The organism is Rhizobium sp. AAP116 (assembly GCF_001295785.1).
Taxonomy (GTDB): Bacteria; Pseudomonadota; Alphaproteobacteria; order Rhizobiales; family Rhizobiaceae; genus Allorhizobium.
The window spans coordinates 57564-79317 of record NZ_LJIB01000012.1; the positions used below are offsets into that span (position 1 = coordinate 57564).

Here is a 21754-nt window from a genome sequence, read left to right on the forward strand (position 1 = left end):
GGCGCAGCGAGCGACCGGTTACGGGATTTAGGTCCAGCATCGCGAATGGCCGAATTGGGGCACTAAGCAGCCGATATGGGCTGCCACCCTCGGTCGGCGCGACGGGGTGTATGAACTCTTGCGCTGAACTTGGCTCCCCAATATCGTCCGCCTGCAGAATATCAGAAGCAACACATGACAAAACTGACCATCTACCGCGCTTGCCTGCTCATATGTCTGGCGATCGTCTTTTTCATTGGCCCGTCGTCCCGCTGATCATCATCACCTTGGGGGTAGTCGCCTCGGTCGGTCTTGTAGCGAAGAATTTGGTCCCACCCCGGGGGGACCGGTCGAGCGTTTACGTGCTCGACGCATGGCTGGGCGTCTGGAACGCGTTTTACATTTGGAAGGACCCGGACCAGGACTGCCAGTCTAGAGAAGCGAACAAGTGAGTGAATCGCGATCATCGGTTCATTCTGCATCGGCCGGTCCCTCCGTGGTGGCGAGGGCGCGCGCCTTCCGCACCACAGTGGTGATGATCTGATCGGCCACGTGAAGGCTGGTGCCGGTGTGCTCATGCTCAATGTCGTAGCCGCCTTCGTTGATTTATGCAGACGGGTCAACAATCTTGGCAATCGCAGTGCAATCGAGGCTGCTCAGGAGAGTCTGGACACCGTCCACATCATAAAGAGGTGGCAAGTAACCTAGTCGCCGCTCGAAGCGGGCCCACCGCTTGGCACGGGCAATACTTCAGTAAGCTAAGACTAGCGCCATCGTGGTGAACATGGACCAAGCAAAAAATCTAATCATGGATTTGTCCTTCATTCGCGGACTATCCGCACTTTGGTAGCGGCAGATTTCGTAGCAGGTTATGATTGGCAACATCTGGGGAGCCAGGAAGTTCCGGAAATCCGGGATTAACGATCTTGGGCATGAGCCTCGCAGCAGTGGTCACGCGGCTTCGATGCGAAGCAGACATCGCCAGTCAGCCTCGGCAGCAAAGCCTGATGTCCGTGAGACTTCACTTTATCAGTCCTGCCGCCCGAAACGCGTCTTCGATGACCTGCTGAACTCCCTCAGGCATCTGTGGTTGACCAGGCTGCGACTTAGTGCATGGCGCATCTGACGCTGCGGGTTTTTCTCTCCGCTCGAAGGACGGGGTCAATCCCCAGGCGCGCGCTATGTGCACGGTGGAGGATATCCCGACATCGAGCATGTGAGCAGCTGGTCGACCGTATCCGGAAGCCGCATCGACGGGCGTTCCGTGACCCATTCCAACAATCCGGTAATGCTCGATGGCATCGCGGCCGGATGCGTCTTTCCAGGTTTCCAGCGCGTGGCCGCCATCGAGAAGCTGAGCCTCGCTCGATCCCACGTCCGCCCCATGGACACCGAGCCACTGATCGATGATCGCACGGGAGTTTGCGTCTGAAACGGTGTTGTCGCTCGTTCCGTGCCACACGGATACCGTCGGCCAAGGTCCTTCATGGGCTGAGGCGTTCCTCAGCTTGGCATCGAGCATCGGTGAGGATGGAAGGCCATACCCCCGCATCCGATCAAATGCTTCCGGCACCGTCGAGGCGACCCCGAAAGGAAGGCCTGCGATGATCGCACCACCGGTAAAGACCTCGGGATAAGAGGCGAGAAGCGCATTGGCCATGGCGCCACCCGCCGAGAGGCCGGTGACGAACACACGACGCGGATCGATACCGTGAAGGTCGACCATGCTCGCGATCATCTCGCGGATCGACAGGATCTCCCCCTGGTCGCGCGTGACGTCATTGCTCTGGAACCAGTTGAAGCAGAGATTGGCATTGTTCTGGCGGGATTGTTCCGGAAAGAGGACCGCGAAACCATAGTCTTCGGCGAGCCGTGACCAGCCGGATCCATGATCGTAAGCGGCTGCCGACTGCGTACAACCATGCAGGACCACCACAAGAGCGGGTGGCGAAGCCGGGTTGTCCGGGCACTGATACCAGCCCGTTAGCTGGCCGGGGTTTTGCACCGGGCCGTCCAGTCTGGTCAACGTGCTCGGCCGGTAAGTGCCGCCTTGCGCATTCGCTCGGGCACGAGCGAGCCGCTCGATGGTATCGGAAATGCTTCGCATGGGTGACCTTCTGGGGTTCCGGAAAGCCAACCGACATCCCTGTTGATAAATGATGTTTCAGAACGAGTTCGAGGACCGGCGTGAGCCGATCCTCGATTGTTATTGGTTAGAGAGTGCGAACGCGATAGCGGTCCCGCTCCTTTTCGATTTCGGCTGGGCCGTAGGGATCAGCGGAATGATCGAACTTCGTCCAACCCTGTTCCGAATAGGCCTGGCGGCGCGCCATCGCATCGACGCGATTGGACTGCTTGAGGATCGCTTCCGCCTCGGCTTCCATACCGTCATCCACGCGAGCTGTGACAAGTGTGCCGCCACGGCGAACACCTTCCGCGTAGACATGGGCCTCATCTTCGGAGACACCGGAATCGGTGAGCGCGCCGATCAATCCGCCTGCTGCACCACCGGCAACTGCACCGGCAATGGCGCCTGCAGCAGTGGCCGCAAGCCAACCGGCGGCGACGACAGGGCCAACGCCTGGAATGGCCATGATGCCGAGACCGGTCAGAAGACCACCGGCACCACCAACGACAGCGCCGATACCGGCACCGGCACCCGCACCTTCTGCGGCACCGTTGTCGTTGTCTTCATGCCTGTGGCGGTTGTCGGCATTGTTCGAAACGATGCTGATGTCTTCGGACGGGATGCCACGCGCTTCCAGTGCGCTGACTGCGGCCGATGCATCATTGTAGTTGTCAAAAAGTCCGGTAACGGTTTTCATGGGAATGACCTTTCTCTGCGTTTCCGCAAAATTATTTCGAGACGACGTTGCCCTGGAAATCCATGGCGACCGGCATGGACTTGCCGTCCTTTATCGCCGTGGCCTGCCAGACGCCCTGATCGTCGAGCATGAGGTCGGCAATGCCGGTGTAGCCTGCCTCTTCAATGCGCTGCCGTGCCTGTTCCTCGGTGAAGGAATTTGCGCCCTCCACAGGGGCAGTAGCATTCGGCGTATCCGGTGTCGCTACGGCAGGCGTGTCGCCATCCATGGCCGGAACCGTCGTGGTCTGGGCATAGGCAGACACTGCCGAGGCGCACACGAGCGCCGCCGCGAAAATCATCTTTTTCATGGGTTTTCCTCTTTGCAGACCTGGTTGCTAGGTCTCGTAGCAAGAACACGACGGCGTGATTAATGTTCCGACGTTGGCTCGCTTTGCATCTTCTTCGCTTGCAGCGACGAGTTTTCGTCTCCGCATTCCGGATGCGCATCAGGGAATTGCGTCGGGAACGGAACAGACTGGTCACTGGCAGTCTTTTGCCTGTAAGGTCGTCCACGGATTGTGGATCGATGCGCTGCACCGTCGAACGGGAGAGCCTGCATGAACGACGACGGTCCAACGCATACAGACTGGGACGTGCAAGCACTGCGAAGCGCGATTGACTCCGCCGGGGTCGCTCTTTGGACGTGGATTGTTCAAAACGACGAATTCGTCATGGATGCCAGAGGCTTCGAACTCTGGGACATCTCTCCGGACACCGTACTGACTTTTGAACACTTGTCCGCGCAGGTTCATCCTGCGGATCGCGACCGCGTGAGGACGGCCTTCATGGCGACCCGCGTCATCGAAGGGCAGTTCGAGATCGACTTTAGAATCCTGACGAGCGCATCGGATGTGCGATGGATTTCGGCACGGGGTCAAGGAAGCAACGGAGATGCCGCCGCTGGAAAGATGTCGGGCATTTTTCTCGATGTTACGGGGCGCAAGCAGGCGGAGGAAGGCCACGAGTTGCTGGCCGGTGAAATGAGCCATCGGGTGAAGAACCTTCTCGCTCTAGCGTCTGGCCTGACGACAATCACGTCACGGACGACCGAGACGAAAGAGGAGATGGCAAAGCAGTTGACCCAGCGACTGACCGCGCTGGGTCGTGCCCATGACCTGGTACGGCCTCTACCCAATGGTCAGGGAAGTGCCGCCCTGCTTGGCGACCTGTTCTCGGTTCTGCTGGCGCCTTATGATGACATCGGCGCCTTCGCAGGTCGGATCCGTGTCGCCGTTCCTCGCATGGGGATCGGCGAAAAGGCGGCGACAAGCCTTGCCCTCGTGATCCACGAGTTGGCGACCAATTCTTTGAAATACGGCGCTCTGTCGTCCGAGCAAGGTTTGCTCGATATCTCCGGCTCTACCGTCGAAGAGGATGTCGAGATCCTCTGGAGCGAGCAGGGCGGGCCAGACATACCGAGCCGCTCACCTGAAGGATATGGAAGCAAGCTTCTCCACCGCACCGTCAGTGGTCACCTCGGGGGCTCTATTGCGCACGAATGGACCGCCGGAGGGGTCGTTGTGACCTTGAGGATGCGGGTGAGTGATCTGACACATTGATCGGACCTGTGCCGACTGCAGATGGGAAAGGTCTTCAGGCTAGATGCGTTATCATCGAGCATGACAAACCGGATTGCACCTCGACCTAAGGCGGCCTTCAACAGACACTCCAAGGCCCTCAGTCGCTCCCGGAGGCAGAACGCCGCATTCGCTTGATAATCAGCAAGCTTCAGGCGCTCCAGCTTCGTTTTCACCAATCAATCAAACAAATGATGCATGGCAGGCACATCCGGTGTGTTATCCTCCTCCAGTCGGAATTGACCTCATCGTTTCTGTCGACACTCCTGCCGAGTGATGACTTGCGCCGTGAGTCTTCGGCCCTTGAGGGCCCCTATATGCCACAGACACCAACAGTGCATTTTGAAGCGGCAAGCACACTTGCCGTGGTGACATCGTCCAACGAACCGCTGCTTTTTCTGTCCGATGATCTGAGGATCATCGCAGCGAGCGCATCCTTCTGCCGAGCATTCGAGATTGCCACGGCCTCCGTCACAGGCAAGCGCCTCGGCGAACTCGGGCACGGGGAATGGGCAATGCCGAGGCTCGACTCCTTGTTGACGGCGACCGTCACCGGCAGTGTGAGCATCGATGCCTACGAGATCGACCTGAAGCGTCCGGACCAGAAAACGCGACAGTTGATCATCAATGCGCGAAAGCTCGACGACGGCGACCTCGAGCATATCCGCCTGCTTGTCGCCATCACCGACGTGACCGACATGCGCGCTGAGGCTCGCCTGAAAGACGATCTGGTTCGCGACAAGGCCATCCTTCTGCAGGAAGTCCAGCACAGGGTCGCCAACAGCCTGCAGATCATTGCCAGCGTCCTCATGCAGAGTGCGCGCCGCGTTCAGTCGGAGGAGGTCCGTGGGCATCTCCATGACGCCCGTCACCGCATCATGTCGATTGCGGCCCTGCAGCGTCAGCTCTCAACCTCTGCCGGCGGCAGCGTTGAGCTACGTGCCTATTTCACGCAGCTTTGCCAGAGTCTCGGCGCATCGATGATCGCGGAGCCCGAGCGGCTGTCGATCCAGGTGACGGTCGATGACAGCACCGTCCCGGCGGATATCTCTATCAGTCTGGGTCTGATCGTTACCGAACTCGTGATCAACGCTCTGAAGCATGCCTTCAGCGACGATCGGAACGGAACGATCGGAATCAACTATCTCTCTTCGGGCAAAGACTGGACCCTTTCCATATCCGACGACGGAACTGGAATGCCTATCGGGAACGACGCGCCCAAGGCCGGGTTAGGCACCGGTATCGTCGAGGCGCTCGTCAAGAATCTCGAAGGCGAATTGACGGTAAGCGACGCTTCCCCAGGCACAGTTGTGACGATCAGGCATACGGAAAGGTCAGGACTTCAGACCGACTTTTCGCCGGCGGCATAGGGACAGATCGGTTCCTGAGCCGCCCAAGGCTGCAGAACTGCAGCCATTCTCATACAGCGAGTGAACAATGAAGAACGGCAGACCCGTCGTCCTGATCGTGGAAGACAATACGATAATCCGCATGAGCGCAGTCGATCTGGTCCTGTCGGCGGGCTATGAAGCGCTGGAGGCTGGCGACGCCGACGAGGCGATCCGCATTCTCGAAGGACGGGAAGACATCGATCTCGTATTCACCGATGTCCAGATGCCAGGGACGATGGACGGTATCATACTGTCCCACTACATCCGCGATCGGTGGCCACCCTTGAAACTGATTGTCGCTTCCGGTGCAGCCATCGTCGAAGAGAGCATGCTGCCGGTCGGAAGCCGCTTCTTCTCCAAGCCTTACGACGACCTCACCATCACCGAGGCGATGGCGCGCCTGCTTGCAAGCGACGACCCGAAGGCCCGGTCGCTCTGAAGCAGAGACGATGGCTGGCCCCCATCAACTGGGGGCCGAACCGGTTACTTCGGTACGGAAGCCTTGCCCAGCTTCACGGACGGCTCTCGTCCCCAGACCCTGAGTTTGCCAAGGGAGGACACGAAGCTTTCAAGACCTTCCTCGCCGGGCAAGACGAGGATGCCTTCATCGAGAGCATCCGCAATGCCTGCCTTTTCGAGAAGCGGCATGGCCGATGGGTCGTAGCCGATGAACTTGCAATGCTGGAAGGCATCCGCGACGAAATCCCGTGCGGTTGCCTCCTTGACGAGGTCATCCATCGCCTCTGACGATGTCAGCAGCGCGACAGCATCGAAGAGGACCGATGGCCCGCCATCGATCATGTGGTGGACCTCGATCCAGGTCCCATCCGACGCCTTGACGCCGCCGACCTTCGGCGCAATCAGCTCGAAGACGGCCTTTTCCTTGGTGATCGCCGTGGTCAGACCTTTGAGCAGCTTTGCATCGACGCCATCGGTGATCAGGATGCCGAGCTTGCGGCCTTCGAAACGTTTCGGGCCGCGTTCCACGATGCTGAGCGATGGTGCCGGCTCCAGATCCTGACGCGTGGGCATCGCTGCATCCGCCGCTTTCGGCATCGACTGGAACCCGAGCTTCTGGGCCACGGTATTGGCCAGCGTCTCATCGATGTTGAGAAGATGGGAGACCATGCGCTCACGGATTACGGCGGTTTCCACCTTGCTCAGTTCGAAGGTCAGGGCCGCCGCGATATGGCGCTGCTCTGGGGGCGTCTGGCTGATGTAGAACTGCCGCGCCTGGCTATAGTGGTCGGCAAAGCTTTCGGGGCGCAGACCTGCCTTGGTGCCCTGCTCTTCAGCCGGGAAATGGCGATAGCCACGCGTCGGCGATTCCCTCGGCCCTTCGCCAAAAGAGTTCGGCTGGTAATTCGCTCTGCCTACGGGATTTCGCATCGCCATGTGGCCGTCCTGCTGGAAGGTGGCAAACGGACACTTGGGCGCATTGATCGGCAAATGGGTGAAATTCGGCCCACCCAAGCGCTTGAGCTGCGTGTCGAGATAGGAGAAGTTTCGGCCCTGCAGCAGTGGATCATTGCTGAAATCAATGCCCGGCGGAACGTTCTGCGTCATGAAGGCAACCTGCTCGGTCTCCGCAAAGAAGTTGTCGGGCATGCGATCGAGCACCAGCCGGCCAATGGCCACAGGCGGGAGGATTTCTTCGGGAATGATCTTGGTCGGGTCGAGCACGTCGAAGTCGAAGCTGTCGGCAAACTCCTGATCGAAGAGCTGAACCTGCAATTCCCATTCCGGGAAATTGCCGGACTGAATGGATTGCCAGAGATCGCGGCGATGGAAATCCGGATCTGCGCCGTTGATCTTCACGGCCTCGTTCCAGGCCACCGACTGGAGACCCAGCTTCGGCTTCCAGTGGAATTTGACGAAGGTGGACTCGTCCTTCTCGTTGACGAAGCGGAAGGTGTGAACGCCGAAACCTTCCATGAAGCGGAAGGAGCGCGGGATCGTCCGGTCCGACATGATCCACATGACCATGTTCATGCTTTCCGGCGTCAGGCTGATGAAATCCCAGAAAGTGTCATGGGCGGTCTGCGCCTGCGGGAATGCCCGATCCGGCTCCTGCTTGGCGGCATGGATCAGATCCGGGAACTTGATGGCATCCTGAATGAAGAAGACCGGGATGTTGTTGCCGACCAGATCCCAGTTGCCCTCCTGGGTATAGAGCTTGACCGCGAAGCCGCGGACATCGCGGGCAAGGTCGGCGGAGCCCTTGTTGCCGGCAACGGTCGAGAAACGAACGAAGGCTTCGGTCTTCTCTCCGGGACGCTGGAAGAGATCGGCCTTTGTATAGTCCGCAAGAGACTCGTAGGTTTCGAAATAGCCGTGCGCGCCATAGCCACGGGCATGCACCACCCGCTCGGGAATGCGCTCGTGGTCGAAGTGGAAGATCTTCTCGCGGAAATGGAAATCATCCATCACCAGAGGACCACGTGGCCCAACGCGCAGAGAATTCTGGTCGTCGGAAACCGGGCCGCCCTGAGCTGTCGTCAGCAGGGGCGCGTCATCCTCGGCGATCTGATGCAGTTCGCCGCCTTCGCCGCGCTGCATCGTCTGGTCGTGGATCTTGGCAGTCGCAGTTTTGGACCCAACGGACCCACGGGTTGATGTCTTGGCCATGGAGAACTCCTGGAGCACGCGCTCTGATGGTGGTGAGGAAAGCCGCTTGGAAAGCAAAAGACCGCCTCAAACGGGCGGTCTTTCAGTCATTGGAGGCAGCTTAGCTGGCCTTCTTCATGCTCTTGACGTTTGCCGACGCCTCGCCGAGTGCCGTCAGTTTCTGATCGGTCGCAATCTCTTCCTGGAGATTGGCATCCAGCAACGGGATCGCTTCCTTCAGACCGAGCTGCTTCGCCCAGGACTTGAGCGTGCCGTAGCGGGCGATCTCATAATGCTCGACAGCCTGTGCCGATGAGATGATACCCGCATCAAGGGCAGCAGTCCCCTTGTAGTCTTCCATGATCTCTTCGCCCTCGGCGAGGATGCCCTGTATGGCTTCGCAGGTCTTGCCGCGCGGCGACTTGCCGAGCAATTCGAACACCTGTTCCAGGCGCTCGATCTGGCCCTGGGTTTCGTCGCGGTGCTGCAGGAAGCCGGCCTTGCCCTCTTCGGACTGGGCTGCCCGCGCCATCTTCGGCAACGCCTTCAGGATCTGCTTTTCGGCAAAATAGATGTCCTTGAGCGTATCAAGGAACAGGTCGGACAACGTCTTTTCGCTGGGCATTGGGGAACCATCAAAATCTGTGAAGTATCGGGTGCCCAACCTTTCAATGTCTCAATGGTTCCCAAGTTGCGACAGCCGATGGATGCTTGTTCGCGATCGATGGCGAGTCAGCATTAGCGTGTGACGACAAGCTGCACGACTTACATAAAGGCGCTAGGCGGCAATCATTTCCGAAAGCGGCCGTTAGCGTTAAACACGCCCGAGAACCCAGGCAGACATCGTTCGGGCACTCGGTCCCAACCACATTCATGTAATTTGCAGCGAAGGAGGGGCTCGTGCTGCGTCATGCCCAGCCTAGCCACGCTGCCATTGCTACCGCCTCCGCAGCCAGGGGCTCTGCGGTGCGGCAAGCTCGGCGCTGGTCCGACCGAGGTAGGTCCGACAAATCGTTGTACCATCTGCTCTTTCTGTCATAACTAGGTTGTCAGTATCGGAGCATTACTCTCCTTAAGTGCCGCCAACTTTCCTCAGATGCTGAAGCCTCTGGGCCTTACAATGAGACAGACCATTGACTGAGACCTTTGAGAACGCATCCGACGAAACTAGCTTCGAGGCGATCGTGGCGCATTGCGATGATGCGATTATCAGCATTTCGCTCAACGGCATCGTCACAAGTTGGAATTTGGGCGCCACCAAATTGTTCGGCTATTGCTCCGACGAAATGATCGGGCACCACGTCAGCCAGGTCATCCCTGCCGAGCGCCATGCAGAGGAAGATGAGATCCTTGCTCGGGTTGGCCGTTCTGGGAGCGTGAATCATCTAGAAACACAACGGCTGCGCAAGGATGGCGAGTTGCTGGACATCTCGCTCACCGTCTCGCCGATCAAAGATCAGGACGGCAAGGTGCTAGGCGCTTCGCAGATCGCGCGTGACATGACCGCTAGCAAACGCGCCGATGCTGCCAGACAGAGACTGATTGAATGCTCGCAGTTGATCGGGAGGCCGTTCCTGGATGGGCTTGTCGAGGGGTTGGCTGAGGCGCTCGGCGCACGGTGGGTTCTGCTATGCGACCTTCACCCGAACAATCCTTTACGGGCAAGGGTTCTGTCTGCCTGGGGTGATGGCCGTCGACAGAACTACTTTGAGTACGATTTGGATGGCACACCCTGCGCAAAGGTACTTGGCGATGAAATGTGCCAGTACCCTGCCGATGTATCCAGGCTGTTCCCCAAAGATCCGCTTCTGGCAGAGATCGGCGCTGAGAGCTATCTCGGGGTACCACTGAAAGGGACGGACGGGCGCAGCATCGGACTGCTCGCACTTGTCAACGACGAACCACTTGATCCTACGCGGCAGCCGCAGGAGACGCTGTTATTCTATGCAGGACGCGCCTCTGCCGAATTGCACCGCTTGACGTCATCTTCGGCCAGCGAGCGGCTCGGCCGGATCGTCGAGGATGCTGCCAGCGAAATCTTCGTCTTTGACGCGCATTCTCTCAACTTCGTCCTGGTTAATCGGGGGGCCCGAAAAAATCTCGGCTACACCATGGACGAGTTGCGAGAGATCACCCCAATCGACATCAAGCCGGAGGTGTCGCCGGAACAATTCGACGCGTTGCTTTCCCCGCTTCGCTCAGGTGAAAAGCTGATCCAACAGTTTAACACTGTGCACCGGCGCAAGAATGGTAGCGATTACAACGTCTCGGTATCGCTACAGCTCCTGCAGGACGAGAATCGCCCCGTTTTCTTTGCGGCGATTGAGGATACGACGGAGCGTGACGCAGCACTTCGCGCACTGGAACAGGTCTCGCAGCGTCTGGATACTGTCCTCGATAACACCACCATGGCGGTGTTCCTGATGGATCATCGCCAGGAATGCGTCTACATGAACCCGGCAGCGGAACGACTGACGGGATACACGTTCGAAGAGACAAAGGGACGTCCGCTTCATGACGTCATTCATCACACCTATCCGGACGGACGGCCGTTCCCGCTGCATGAGTGTGCAATCGACCGGGCGTTCCCGGAAGAGCATCGGGTGCAGGGTGAGGAGACGTTTATCCATAAGGATGGCAGCTTCTATCCCGTGGGCTTCACTGCAAGCCCGATCCTCGACGCCAATGGAGTTGCGATCGGGACGGTCATTGAAGCCCGTAACATCACCGCCGAGATCGAAGCGCGCGCCGCACTTGAGAATTTCAATGCAGCCCTTCAGAAACGGGTCGATGAAACGGTCGCTGAAAGAGAGGCCATTGAGGGTCAGCTACGGCAAGCCCAGAAGATGGAAGCCGTCGGTAAACTCACGGGTGGAATTGCGCACGACTTCAACAACCTGCTCCAGGTCATCGGCGGCAATCTGCAACTTCTGACCCAGGATGTCGCCGGAAATATCCGCGCCGAGCAGCGGGTGCAGAACGCAATCGCCGGGGTGTCTCGTGGTGCAAAGCTAGCAGCACAGTTGCTTGCGTTCGGGCGCAGGCAGCCCCTGGCACCAAAAGTCATCAACCTGGGCAGGCTGGTGCGAGGCATGGATGATCTTCTTCGACGAGCCCTCGGCGAGGGGGTCGAAGTTGAGACAATCATTGCGGGTGGTCTGTGGAATGCACTGGTCGATGAAACACAGGTCGAAAATGCGATTCTCAACTTGGCAATAAACGCCCGTGACGCCATGAACGGTCAGGGCAAGCTCACAATTGAAGCGGGCAACGCCTATTTGGATGACCGGTATGCGCGCCAACACCCAGACATCGAGCCCGGACAGTATGTCCTTATAGCTGTCACCGACACGGGATCCGGCATGTCGCAAGACATCATTGACCAGGTCTTCGAACCTTTCTTCACCACCAAGCCGCCAGGACAGGGAACCGGTCTTGGACTGAGCATGGTCTACGGTCTGGTGAAGCAGTCCAACGGACACATCAAAGTCTATAGTGAATTGGGGGAAGGCACGACATTCCGCATTTATCTGCCGCGGATACGGCAACAGGAGGCCATCGCCTCGGTTACCTGGACAGGTCCGGCTCGCGGTGGCAGCGAAACCATCCTCGTGGTCGAGGATGACGACGATGTGCGTGCGACTGTCGTCGAACTGCTGGTCGATCTCGAATACAAAGTGTTGCGCGCAAGAGACGCGACAAGCGGCCTGGCAATCGTCGAGAGCGGGATGCCAATCGATCTCTTGTTTACAGATGTCGTTATGCCGGGTCCGTTGAAGAGCCACGAAATGGCCAAACGCGCTCAAGAGCTCATTCCCGGATTGGCGGTTCTGTTCACATCCGGATACACCGAAAACTCGATCGTCCACGGCGGCCGTCTGGACGAAAGCGTCGAGCTCTTAAGCAAACCCTATACCCGAGACGAATTGGCTCATCGTGTAAGGGCCTGCCTGGATCGTGACAGCAGGCGCGCGTCAAAGCTGGATATAGGCTCAGCCCAAAAACAAGATGAAGCGCGCACGCTCAGTGTTCTTCTGGTTGAAGACGAACCACTCATCCTTATGGCCGCGAGTGATATGGTTTCGGACTTTGGTCATACCGTCTTCGAGGCGGGAACGGCAGCCAAAGCGATGGCAATTCTGCAGGATAATGCGATTGACGTGATGATAACGGACATCGGGCTGCCGGATGTGTCAGGAACATCTTTGGCTCAAGAGGTACAGACGCGATGGCCGGCCATTCGCATCATCATCGCGTCGGGCCTGTCCGCCTCTGATCTGAAAGATGGTGCGCAACTTGGTACGCAGGTGAAGTGGCTTGCTAAGCCCTATGACGTCGAGGATCTCAGGCAGGTCTTGGATTGAGGGTAGCGCGGCGGGCTGTTCTGCGCCGAGATCGGCGTCGCCTGGCGAGAGGACATCGCCGAGGTGAAGGAGGCGATACACGAGGCGTTCGACCTTTTGATGCAGACCGAATAGCGGGAGATGATCATCGACCGGCTCGAGATGCATGGCGTAACCGCTTTCGGCGACAGCCCCGTCACAGTGCGCGCGCATCAAGACCGTTCCCGGCGGCCACTGGGCAACCAGCCGCGCTTACAACGAGCTGATCAAACAGGTCTTCGACCGCCGAGGCGTAGAAATCCCGTTCCCGCACATCATGCTGTACAAGCGCGAGGACAAGGCAGGTAAGTCGCCACCATTGAGGGTAAAGAACGAAGTTCGGTCAAAGTCCTGCTCTGACGACAAGCCAGTTTTGGTCACACAAGCCGAGTGATCGAAATCCGCGGTGCGGGCGCCCGTGATCTAGCCGAGATCTCCCACGAGGTGGCCATGGCCGATATCGACCAACGTGACGCGCTCTGGCTGTACGCCGACCTTCCACACCGGGCTCGGGATCTCACCCGCCAGGCGGGGAGCGGCCAATCTCTTTCGGCGCGGGTCCGGAACCGGGACGGCTTCCAAGAGGCGCCTGGTGTATGGATGCTGCGGATTGCCGAAAAGCTGCGCGCGCGTCCCCATTTCCACGATCTGGCCAAGATACATGACCGCGACACGATCGGAGATATTCTCCACCACTGCCATGTCGTGACTGATAAAGAAATAAGTCACGCCGCTTTCCTTCTGCAGGTCGCGCAGAAGGTCAAGCACCTTTGCCTGGATCGACACGTCCAAGGCAGCGACGCTTTCATCACAGACGATCAGCTTCGGTTTCAGAGCCAAGGCGCGCGCGATGCAAATGCGCTGACGCTGACCACCGGAAAACTGGTGCGGATAGCGATTATAGACGCTCGGCGACATCTCCACGCGCTCCAGGAGCTCGCGCACGCGTGCCTTCTGCTCGGCCGGCGTTCCAATCCCGTGGATAACAAGCGGTTCGCGGATAAGCTCGCCGACGGTCATGCGAGCATCAAGCGCTGCCATGGGGTCCTGGAAGACGATCTGTAAATCGCGCCGGATCGCCTTGCGGCCGGCAGCGCGAAGTTCCCCCATGGCCTGACCGTTGATCTCGATGCGGCCTTCGTGGGGCACCAGTCCGACCAGCGCCTTTGCCATTGTCGACTTCCCGCAGCCGGATTCGCCGACGAGCGACAGGGTTTCGCCGCGGTATATCTCCAGCGAAACATGCTCGACCGCATGCACACGCGCCGCAACCCGTCCAAGAAGCCCCGCACGGATTGGGAAATTCACCGATACGTCGTTATAACGCACGAGCACATCGCGGGTCTCAAGAGCGGGACGCTCAGCCCCGCCCCCGATGCGCGGCACCGCCGCAAGCAAATCGCGCGTGTATTGGTCTTTCGGCGCATCGAAGAGATCGACCGTGCCCGCGGCCTCGACCATCTGCCCCTTGCGCATGACAATCACGCGATCGGCCATTTCGGCAACGACGCCCATGTCATGGGTAATCAGGATGACGGCGGTCCCCAGCTCCTTCTGCAGGTCGCGCAGCAGATCGAGAACCTCACGCTGAACCGTGACATCGAGCGCCGTTGTCGGCTCGTCGGCAATGAGAACGGCGGGTCGCAGCGCAATTGCCATGGCGATCATGACGCGTTGCCGCATGCCGCCAGAGAGTTCATGCGGATATTGCTCAAGCCGCTTCTCCGGTTGCGAGAGACGCACCGCCTTGACCGCTTCGAGCGCGCGGGCTCGCGCCTGCGACACCGACAGTTGCTCGTGCGCGCGGATCGCTTCGATCAATTGACGGCCAATGCTCATGACCGGATTGAGCGCGGTCATCGGCTCCTGGAAGATCATGGCGATGCGCGCGCCGCGCATCGCCTGCATCCGCTTTTCCGGCAGGGTCGTCAGTTCGGTGTCCTCGAAGCGGATTGAACCGCCTGTCACCCGCACCCCGGGTTCGGGCAAAAGGCCCATGCAGGCCAGCGAGGTTATCGACTTGCCCGAACCGCTTTCTCCCGCGATCGCAAGGGTCTCACCTCGATGCAGGTCAAAGCTCAGCCCATCGACCAGCGGGACAAGTCCCTGGTCCGAGCGGGCAGACACCTGCAGGTCGCGAACCGACAAGACGACGTCAGCCATTGGCTCGGCCACGGGAGAAAGCATGGATGCGGTCATTCGAAGACGGCCCTCGGGAAGTAGAAGCTCACCACGACATTCGGCATGTCGACGATTTCGGAAATCCGAAGATCACCGCAGGTCGAGACGAGCATATAGGCGTCGACAGGATCCATCTTCTGCGTCGTTGCGAGAAGATCGACCATGCCGGAGACGGCATCCCTCGCCGCAGCCCATAGGTCCGGACCGATGCCGGTCGTCACCTCATAGCCCTTGGAATCGAGATGACGCGTGACCGGCCCTGGCGTCGTGAAACGCGGCATCTTCAGTGGCTGATCCTTGATCAGGTCGAGTGTCAAAACGACATCGAAGGGACTTTCGATGGCCGTGCCGCAAACCTCACCATCGCCCTGAGCGGCGTGGGTATCGCCAACAGAAAACAGCGCACCCTCGACCTCGACCGGCAGATAAAGCGTCGTTCCAGCGGAAAGATCGCGGATATCAAGATTGCCGCCCACACGCCGCGGCGGCACAACCGTATGATGACCGTTCTCGGCAAGCGCATTGCCGATCGTTCCCGCAAAGGGCTTGAGAGGCACGCGCGCGGTCTTGCCAAACAGCGCGGGCTCCATGCTCGTCGCGTCAAACTTCCAGACATTGAGCGCAGGCACGGTGAACTGGTCGGCCAGCAGCCCGAAGCCCGGGATGTTCGCTGTCCAGCCGAAGCCGGCGCCGTCACGAAGCTGCGGCGTGAAGCTCTCGATGGTCACCTTCAGCACGTCACCGGGCTTCGCACCATCGACATAGATCGGACCCGACACCGGGTTGATCTTGGCGAAATCGAGCGCCTGCACATCCTCGACGGTGGACTGGGGGCCAAGTTGGCCCCCAGAACTGTCAAGGCACTGGAACAGGATCGTCTCGCCCGGTGCAGCATTGAGTGCCGGAGCAAAGGAATTGTCCCAGCCGAAATGGTGCTGATGGGCGTGGATCGTGTGATTGCAGTGCTTGCACATGGCTGCATCACTCCTTGATGAAGACGTAGTCGTAGTTGACCGGGATGGACACCGGATCGACATACAGGGCGTTATCCCCCCCCATGCGGGCAGACTTCATCGTATAGCGCTGCTCGTTGAACACCGGCGCCCAGGGCGCGTCTTCCATCACCTTCATGTAGATGTCGGACCATTTGGCGAGGCGTTCGTCCACCTTGGCAGGATCGACGATGGAATCGGCGTCTGCGGCCATCTTGTCGAGGTCCGCGTTGCAGTATTTCGACCAGTTCCAGCCACCTTCGCCGGCACCGCCGCATCCAAGGATCGGCCCGTAGAAGTTTGCCGGATCCGGGAAGTCGGCGATCCAGGCCATACCGCCGGACCAGATCATCGGCGCATTGCCGGCACCGCCTGCCTCGATCACATTGGCTTGCGCCAGGGACTTGATCGAGGCGTTGATGCCGATTGCCTTCAGATCCTGCTGGATCGCCTGGGCGATACGCGGGTTCGGATCGGTGTTCATGACGAAGAGTTCGGTCTCAAACCCCTCTGCGTAACCGGCCTCGGCCAGGAGCTTCTTTGCGCCTTCCTGGTCGAACTTGTAGCCCTCGTAAGCTTGAGTGTAGCCCGGCATGGATGGCGGAAGCGGCTGGGTTGCCGGAACGGCACGTCCATTGATAACCTGAACAATGCGATCCTTGTTGATCGCCATGTTCACGGCACGGCGCACCTCGACCTTGTCGAACGGCGCCTTGGTGACATTCATGGTGATGTAGCCGGTATGCAACTGGCCGCCTTCGACCACGAGGCTTTTCTGCGCTTCATCCTGCATCACTTCGACGAACTTGGCCGGCGGAATGCCGTCACCTGGGATATCGACCTCACCGTTCTGTGCCCGCAGCAAGGCGACGACCGGCTCCTGACCGACTTCAACCGTGAAGCTGTCGAGATAGGGAACGCCCGAGATCCAATAATCGGCGTTCTTCTCGAAGACGAGGCGCTGCCCGAGCGTCCATTCGGTCAACTTGAATGCCCCTGTGCCGACCGGCTTCTTGCCGAAATCTGCTCCGGCTTCCTCGACCGCTTCCTTCGGAACGACAAACGAGAAGTTGAGCGCCATGACATGCAGGAAAGTTGCGTCCGGACGCGACAGCTTGAAGACGACAGTGCTGGCATCGGGCGCAGACACGCCCGAGACGGTCTCGGCCTTGCCCTCAGCAGCGGCGTCATAGCCGTCGATCATCGCAAAGAAGCCCTGGCCGGGTGACTGCGTGGCCGGGTTGATCACGCGGTTGATCGAGTAGACGACGTCGTCAGCCACGAGTTCGCGGCCATTGTGGAACTTGACGCCGGGGCGCAGCTTGAATGTATAGGTCAAGCCGTCCTCGGAAATCTCATGGCTTTCGGCAAGACCCGGACGCAGGTTGGTGGTGCCGGGTTCGTAGTCCATGAGACCGTCGAAGACCGACTTGATCATCGACCAGTTCTGCCAGTCATAACCGATCGCCGGATCGAGCGTCGCGACATCGTCCTTATACGTAACGACCATATTGCCACCATGCTTCGGTTCCTGGGCCGTGGCCGGCGCAAAGGCCGGCAGGGCCATGAGGGTTGCGAGCGCAGTTGAAAGGATAAGCTTCTTCATAGGCCTTACTCCTGTGGGTTGACGGTTTCAGCGCAGCTTGATGCGCGGATCGATGAGCGGCGAAATCAGGTCGGCGATCAGGTTGCCGATGACGATGCCGCAGGCAGAGACGAGCGTGACGCCCATGATGATCGGGATGTCGACGCGCTGGATCGCTTGCCAGGCCAGCTGACCGATACCGGGCCAGCCAAAGACACTTTCGACAACGACAATGCCGGACATGAAGAGGCCGATGTCGATACCGATCATCGCGATGATCGGCAGGATGGCGTTGGGCAGGGCATGTCCAAGAATGACCCTGCTGCGGCCGAGGCCCTTGGCGCGGGCGGTACGGATGAAGTCGGCCCGCAATACGTCGACCATGGAGGATCGCATGATACGCGAGTACCAGCCCGAGCCGAGAATACCGAGTGTCACGGCCGGCAAAACGAGATGGGCGAAGGTGCCGTATCCGCCGATCGGGAACCAGCCGAGCTTCACCGCAAAGACGAACAGCAACAACAGCGCCACGACGAATTGCGGCGCAGAGACCGTCAGGAAGCTCGTTAGCATCAGCCCGTTGTCGATCGCCTTGCCGCGATTGAGCGCAGCCACGATGCCGAGCGGCAGGCCGATCAGGAGCTCGCAACCGATCGCTGCAACGAGCAGGAGCAAGGTTGCCGGCAGGCGCGAGAACAGGAGCTCGGCGACTTCCGTTTTCTGAAGATAAGAGCGTCCGAAATCGCCCTGGACGAGGTTCAAGAGATAGTTGCCGTACTGCACGAGAAACGGCTGATCCAGCCCGAGCTGCTGGCGAATGCTCTCGACAGTTGCAGCTGTTGCGGAGCGACCGGCGATCTGACGGACCGGGTCTGCCGGCAGGACGTAAAGAAGGACGAAGGTGATGAAGGACACGCCGAGCAGGATAAGCGCCGACTGAACCAGGCGTCTGAGGATATAGGCAGCCATCAGTCACGCCCCTGTTGTGTCGGATCGAGAATGTCGCGTAGCGCGTCGCCGACGAGGTTGAACGCAAGCGCCAGCAACAGGATCGCCGCCCCGGGAATGAAGACCAGCCAAGGTGCAGACTGGAAGTAGGTCTGGTTCTCGAAGATGATGTTGCCCCAGGACGGAATCGGCGGCGGAACACCGATGCCGAGGAACGACAAGGTCGCCTCCAAGAGGACGGTGGTGGAGATTCCAAGCGTCCCCCAGACGATCAAAGTCGGGATCAGATGTGGCAGGATGTGCTTGAACAGGATGCGCCCATGGCCGGCGCCAAGCGTCTTTTCCGCCGCGATATAGTCGCGTTCGGCGAGCGAGGAGGTCTGCGTGAAGATCACGCGTGCCGTCTGGACCCAGTTCACAAAGGCAATCACCATCGCAACGATCCAGAGGGACGGGGAAAAGATCGCAGCCAGACAGATCGCCAGGAGCAATGCCGGAAAGGCCATCATCAGATCGGTGAAGCGCATCAGCACCGCACCGATGATGCCGCGGAAGTAACCCGCGGTCACGCCGACCAGCGTGCCGATCAGCAAGGCGGTTCCGTTGGCAACCAGCCCGATCACGAGCGAGGTCTGCGCGCCATACAGGATGCGTGAGAACAGGTCTCTGCCCAGAAGATCCGTGCCGAACCAGAACATCGTGTTCGGCGGCAAGGGCGCGCCTTCGATGGTGAGGCCGTCAAAGAATTGCTCGTAAGGATCGAAGGGTGCAAGCAACGGGGCGAAGATCGCGCCACCGACGCAGACAAAGGTGATCAGGAGCCCCAATAGCGCCAGCTTGCGTTCAGCCAGTTGCCGCCACACGGATGGCCCGCTTTCCGGTGCGGCCAAGGATTCAGGCGGGATCGATGCGTCTGCCATCGTCGGCACCCCTTTCATGCGAGTGATTAGCCACCAGCCGCTCGGCGGCAATCTCGATCGTCACGCGCCAAGCCATCGCGGTCTGACGCAGAAGGTCATAGGCCTCGGCTTCCGTCTTGCCCTTCATCACGAAGAGCATGACGGCGCGTACGATCGTCTGACGTGCCGAAAGGCGGCTCTGCAGATCGGCGATCAGGGCTTCGGAGGCCTTGGCCCGATCGAAATTGCTGCGCGCGACGAGGAGAGCCGCATAGACGCCCTTGTCGCTCATCGGCTTCAGTAGCTGGGCGTGCGCGCCCATTTCCATAGCCCAGCGCAAGCGGCCCGGCGCTTCCGATCCGATAAGCGCGATCATCGGCATGGGTGACTGTCCGGGCGTCCAGGGGAACTGCTCGTCGTGGCCCATGTCTGCATCGTAGAAGATGAAGTCTGCCTCGATCGTCTCGGCCGGAAGCTCGGGCCAGACCTCGTGGACCTCAAGGCCAATGACCCCGAGTTGGCGGACAAGCCCATTTACGGAAGGGTGAGGTCGGTGCAGGATCCACGCGGTTGCTCCACCCAGATTTTCTGTCCTGATGCGGGTCATGACACCACTTTCAAGTGGGAGCCCGAATAGGCGGGCTGCGCCCTTTGCGTGAGGTATGGATCGGCACGCATCACAGGCAGTCGCCTGATCTCCTGAAACCGACCATTTTCCAGACGCGCGACAATCGCCGGCTGGCGCGCATGCAGGTGCACGGGATCAAGGCGCGTCGTGCGGCCCGCCTTGAGCGCCGTGTGCAGGAGTTCCGCCAGGGGAAGCTCTTCTGCCTCGGCGCGACCATGCAGAAGCAGGGCCAGTTCATGCACGGACTGGCGCGCCATCTCGTAAAACGATCCGCCCCTCCCGCCGTCTGGCTCGAACCACGGACCGGCCGAAACCAGCCCTTCGGCCGCCTCGCCTGCCGCCTCGATCTCGCATTCGGTGAAGTTGCACGACAGCACGGTCAAGCCATCGACGAATTCGGCCTCTTGCTTTAACTGGGCGAGCCGCGCCAGAAAGGCGTAAGCGCTGTCGCCGACGAGCGAATTCAGTATGAAGCTCGGCTTCAATGCCCTTATATCACTGATGATGTGGTCGAGTTCGGTGTCACCGATGGGAAGGTAGCGATCGCCCAGGACCTGTCCGCCCGCAGCTGCGATCTTCTCGCGCGCGATCTGCGCCATCTCCCAGCCCCAGATATAATTGGAGCCGACGAGATAGGCGCGCTTTCCCAGCGTGGGCAGCGCCCAGTCCAAAAGCGGCAGCAGATGCTGGTTCGGGCAGGCATGCATGTAGGCAACCCGCTCGGACGCCTCAAATCCCTCATAAGGCACTGGGTACCACAAGATTCCGTCGAAGCGCTCGAGTTCAGGAATGACCTCCTTGCGACTTGCGGATGTGATGCAGCCGAAGATATGGCGCACGCCGGAGCCACGCAGGATTTCGCGGCAGAGAGGCGCATAACGGTCAAGCCGTCCGTCAGGGTCGCGTTCGGTGACGCGGAAGGATACATCGAGCCCCGGATCGGCATTGACCTCCTCGACACCACGAAACACGCCGTCGCGGCTAGCCCGCGACAAGGCGGCATACATGCCGCTGCGTGACAATAGCACACCAATGTCTACGATTCGCTTCATCCGATTCCCAATGCAAAAAGCCCCGCCGATGCGCGTCATGGACGCGATCGAAACGGGGCTCAGGTGCCGCTATTTCTTCCAGTTTAGTCTCGCAAACCTGAGATTGAAAGCATAATTTCAAAATCAGCCACTGAAACTGCATGAATCCATCGCACAGATGCTGCGGCGCGCAACATTTGTGCACTTGCTGATTTCTGCCTCTGCAATTGCCGAAAATCCCCGCGTTTTCCACGTCCGTCCAGCGATGAACTGATGGATCATCGAAAGCAAAGCTCGTCAGGCAAACTTGAGCCGTCTCGCTTGTTGCCGGCGAGATCATCGCCCGCTGGAAACGGATCACGCATCGTCCGGGATATTGGCTCGTCAGACGTTCGTTTGAATAGCCCCGAGATTTCTAGACACCTTCTTTCCTAGCTTTGAGGCAAGAAGATCACTGCTCTGATTGCTCTGATTGCTCTGCTCCCTAACACTGGAGGGATATTAGGGTTCAGGCCACCAGCGACGCGATGCGCGAGGACAGCGCCTCGATTTGGTCCAGATACAGTCGGCCGGTCTCTACAACGATAAGCTCGAGGCCGGCTTCGTGATCTTCAATAGTCTTCGCCAACAGGGCTAGGTTCGCGATGCCTTGAGGTGCACATTGCGATGCCGTCGGGAGGGGGCATCC

The 21754-nt window shown here is 59.4% G+C and carries 16 protein-coding genes; 4 read left to right on the forward strand and 12 right to left on the reverse strand.

Features of this window, described 5'->3' with window-relative positions; genetic code table 11:
* Positions 1 to 1000: 1000 nt before the first annotated feature.
* The 3 genes from IP85_RS10095 to IP85_RS10105 form a co-directional block, all read right to left on the reverse strand.
* Positions 1001 to 2086, reverse strand: coding sequence for a PHB depolymerase family esterase (locus tag IP85_RS10095; protein WP_054149558.1), 1086 nt, complete (start codon positions 2084 to 2086; stop codon positions 1001 to 1003).
* A 106-nt stretch (positions 2087 to 2192) separates the two neighbouring features.
* Complete coding sequence (locus IP85_RS10100; RefSeq protein ID WP_054149559.1) at positions 2193 to 2804, reverse strand: general stress protein; 612 nt, start codon at positions 2802 to 2804, stop codon at positions 2193 to 2195.
* Between the two features lie 31 nt (positions 2805 to 2835).
* On the reverse strand, positions 2836 to 3153 hold the full coding sequence (locus tag IP85_RS10105) for a hypothetical protein (protein ID WP_054149560.1): 318 nt from the start codon (positions 3151 to 3153) through the stop codon (positions 2836 to 2838).
* 249 nt (positions 3154 to 3402) lie between these two features.
* On the opposite strand from IP85_RS10105, the gene IP85_RS10110 reads away from it, so the two are divergent.
* The 3 genes from IP85_RS10110 (at position 3403) to IP85_RS10120 (ending at position 6252) form a co-directional block, all read left to right on the forward strand.
* Entirely contained in the window at positions 3403 to 4404 is a 1002-nt protein-coding gene (locus IP85_RS10110) for an HWE histidine kinase domain-containing protein (RefSeq protein WP_054149561.1), read from the forward strand.
* Positions 4405 to 4739: 335 nt separating this feature from the next.
* Positions 4740 to 5792 carry a PAS domain-containing sensor histidine kinase gene (locus IP85_RS10115; RefSeq protein WP_054149562.1) on the forward strand — a complete coding sequence of 351 codons (1053 nt, stop codon included), beginning with the start codon at positions 4740 to 4742 and terminating at the stop codon, positions 5790 to 5792.
* Between the two features lie 67 nt (positions 5793 to 5859).
* Complete coding sequence (locus tag IP85_RS10120) at positions 5860 to 6252, forward strand: response regulator (RefSeq protein ID WP_054149563.1); 393 nt, start codon at positions 5860 to 5862, stop codon at positions 6250 to 6252.
* 44 nt (positions 6253 to 6296) lie between these two features.
* On the opposite strand, the gene catE is transcribed toward IP85_RS10120, so the two are convergent.
* Both catE and IP85_RS10130 read right to left on the reverse strand, forming a co-directional pair.
* Positions 6297 to 8441, reverse strand: coding sequence for a catalase C (gene catE, locus IP85_RS10125; RefSeq protein ID WP_054149564.1), 2145 nt, complete (start codon positions 8439 to 8441; stop codon positions 6297 to 6299).
* Positions 8442 to 8541: 100 nt separating this feature from the next.
* Complete coding sequence (locus IP85_RS10130) at positions 8542 to 9045, reverse strand: ferritin-like domain-containing protein (RefSeq protein WP_054149565.1); 504 nt, start codon at positions 9043 to 9045, stop codon at positions 8542 to 8544.
* 508 nt (positions 9046 to 9553) lie between these two features.
* On the opposite strand from IP85_RS10130, the gene IP85_RS10135 reads away from it, so the two are divergent.
* On the forward strand, positions 9554 to 12784 hold the full coding sequence (locus IP85_RS10135) for a PAS domain S-box protein (protein WP_082347644.1): 3231 nt from the start codon (positions 9554 to 9556) through the stop codon (positions 12782 to 12784).
* 441 nt (positions 12785 to 13225) lie between these two features.
* Here IP85_RS10135 and IP85_RS10140 read toward each other — a convergent pair whose 3' ends face one another.
* From IP85_RS10140 to IP85_RS10170, 7 genes are read right to left on the reverse strand one after another with little or no spacing between them, the layout of a single operon-like run.
* Complete coding sequence (locus IP85_RS10140) at positions 13226 to 15001, reverse strand: ABC transporter ATP-binding protein (protein ID WP_156322823.1); 1776 nt, start codon at positions 14999 to 15001, stop codon at positions 13226 to 13228.
* Positions 14998 to 15957 (reverse strand): acetamidase/formamidase family protein, encoded by a 960-nt coding sequence (locus IP85_RS10145; RefSeq protein ID WP_054149566.1) that lies wholly within the window; start codon positions 15955 to 15957, stop codon positions 14998 to 15000. Before IP85_RS10145 ends, IP85_RS10140 begins: the two co-directional genes overlap by 4 nt.
* A 7-nt stretch (positions 15958 to 15964) precedes the next feature.
* Positions 15965 to 17581 (reverse strand): ABC transporter substrate-binding protein, encoded by a 1617-nt coding sequence (locus IP85_RS10150; RefSeq protein WP_054149567.1) that lies wholly within the window; start codon positions 17579 to 17581, stop codon positions 15965 to 15967.
* Positions 17582 to 17608: 27 nt separating this feature from the next.
* Positions 17609 to 18529, reverse strand: coding sequence for an ABC transporter permease (locus IP85_RS10155; RefSeq protein ID WP_054149568.1), 921 nt, complete (start codon positions 18527 to 18529; stop codon positions 17609 to 17611).
* Positions 18529 to 19428: an ABC transporter permease gene (locus IP85_RS10160; RefSeq protein WP_197278004.1), complete on the reverse strand. Its 900-nt coding sequence runs from the start codon at positions 19426 to 19428 to the stop codon at positions 18529 to 18531. Before IP85_RS10160 ends, IP85_RS10155 begins: the two co-directional genes overlap by 1 nt.
* Positions 19403 to 20014 carry an ANTAR domain-containing protein gene (locus IP85_RS10165; RefSeq protein ID WP_054149569.1) on the reverse strand — a complete coding sequence of 204 codons (612 nt, stop codon included), beginning with the start codon at positions 20012 to 20014 and terminating at the stop codon, positions 19403 to 19405. The genes IP85_RS10160 and IP85_RS10165 overlap by 26 nt, the downstream gene beginning before the upstream one ends.
* Positions 20011 to 21087 carry a transporter substrate-binding protein gene (locus IP85_RS10170; RefSeq protein WP_054149570.1) on the reverse strand — a complete coding sequence of 359 codons (1077 nt, stop codon included), beginning with the start codon at positions 21085 to 21087 and terminating at the stop codon, positions 20011 to 20013. Before IP85_RS10170 ends, IP85_RS10165 begins: the two co-directional genes overlap by 4 nt.
* Between the last annotated feature and the right edge of the window lie 667 nt (positions 21088 to 21754).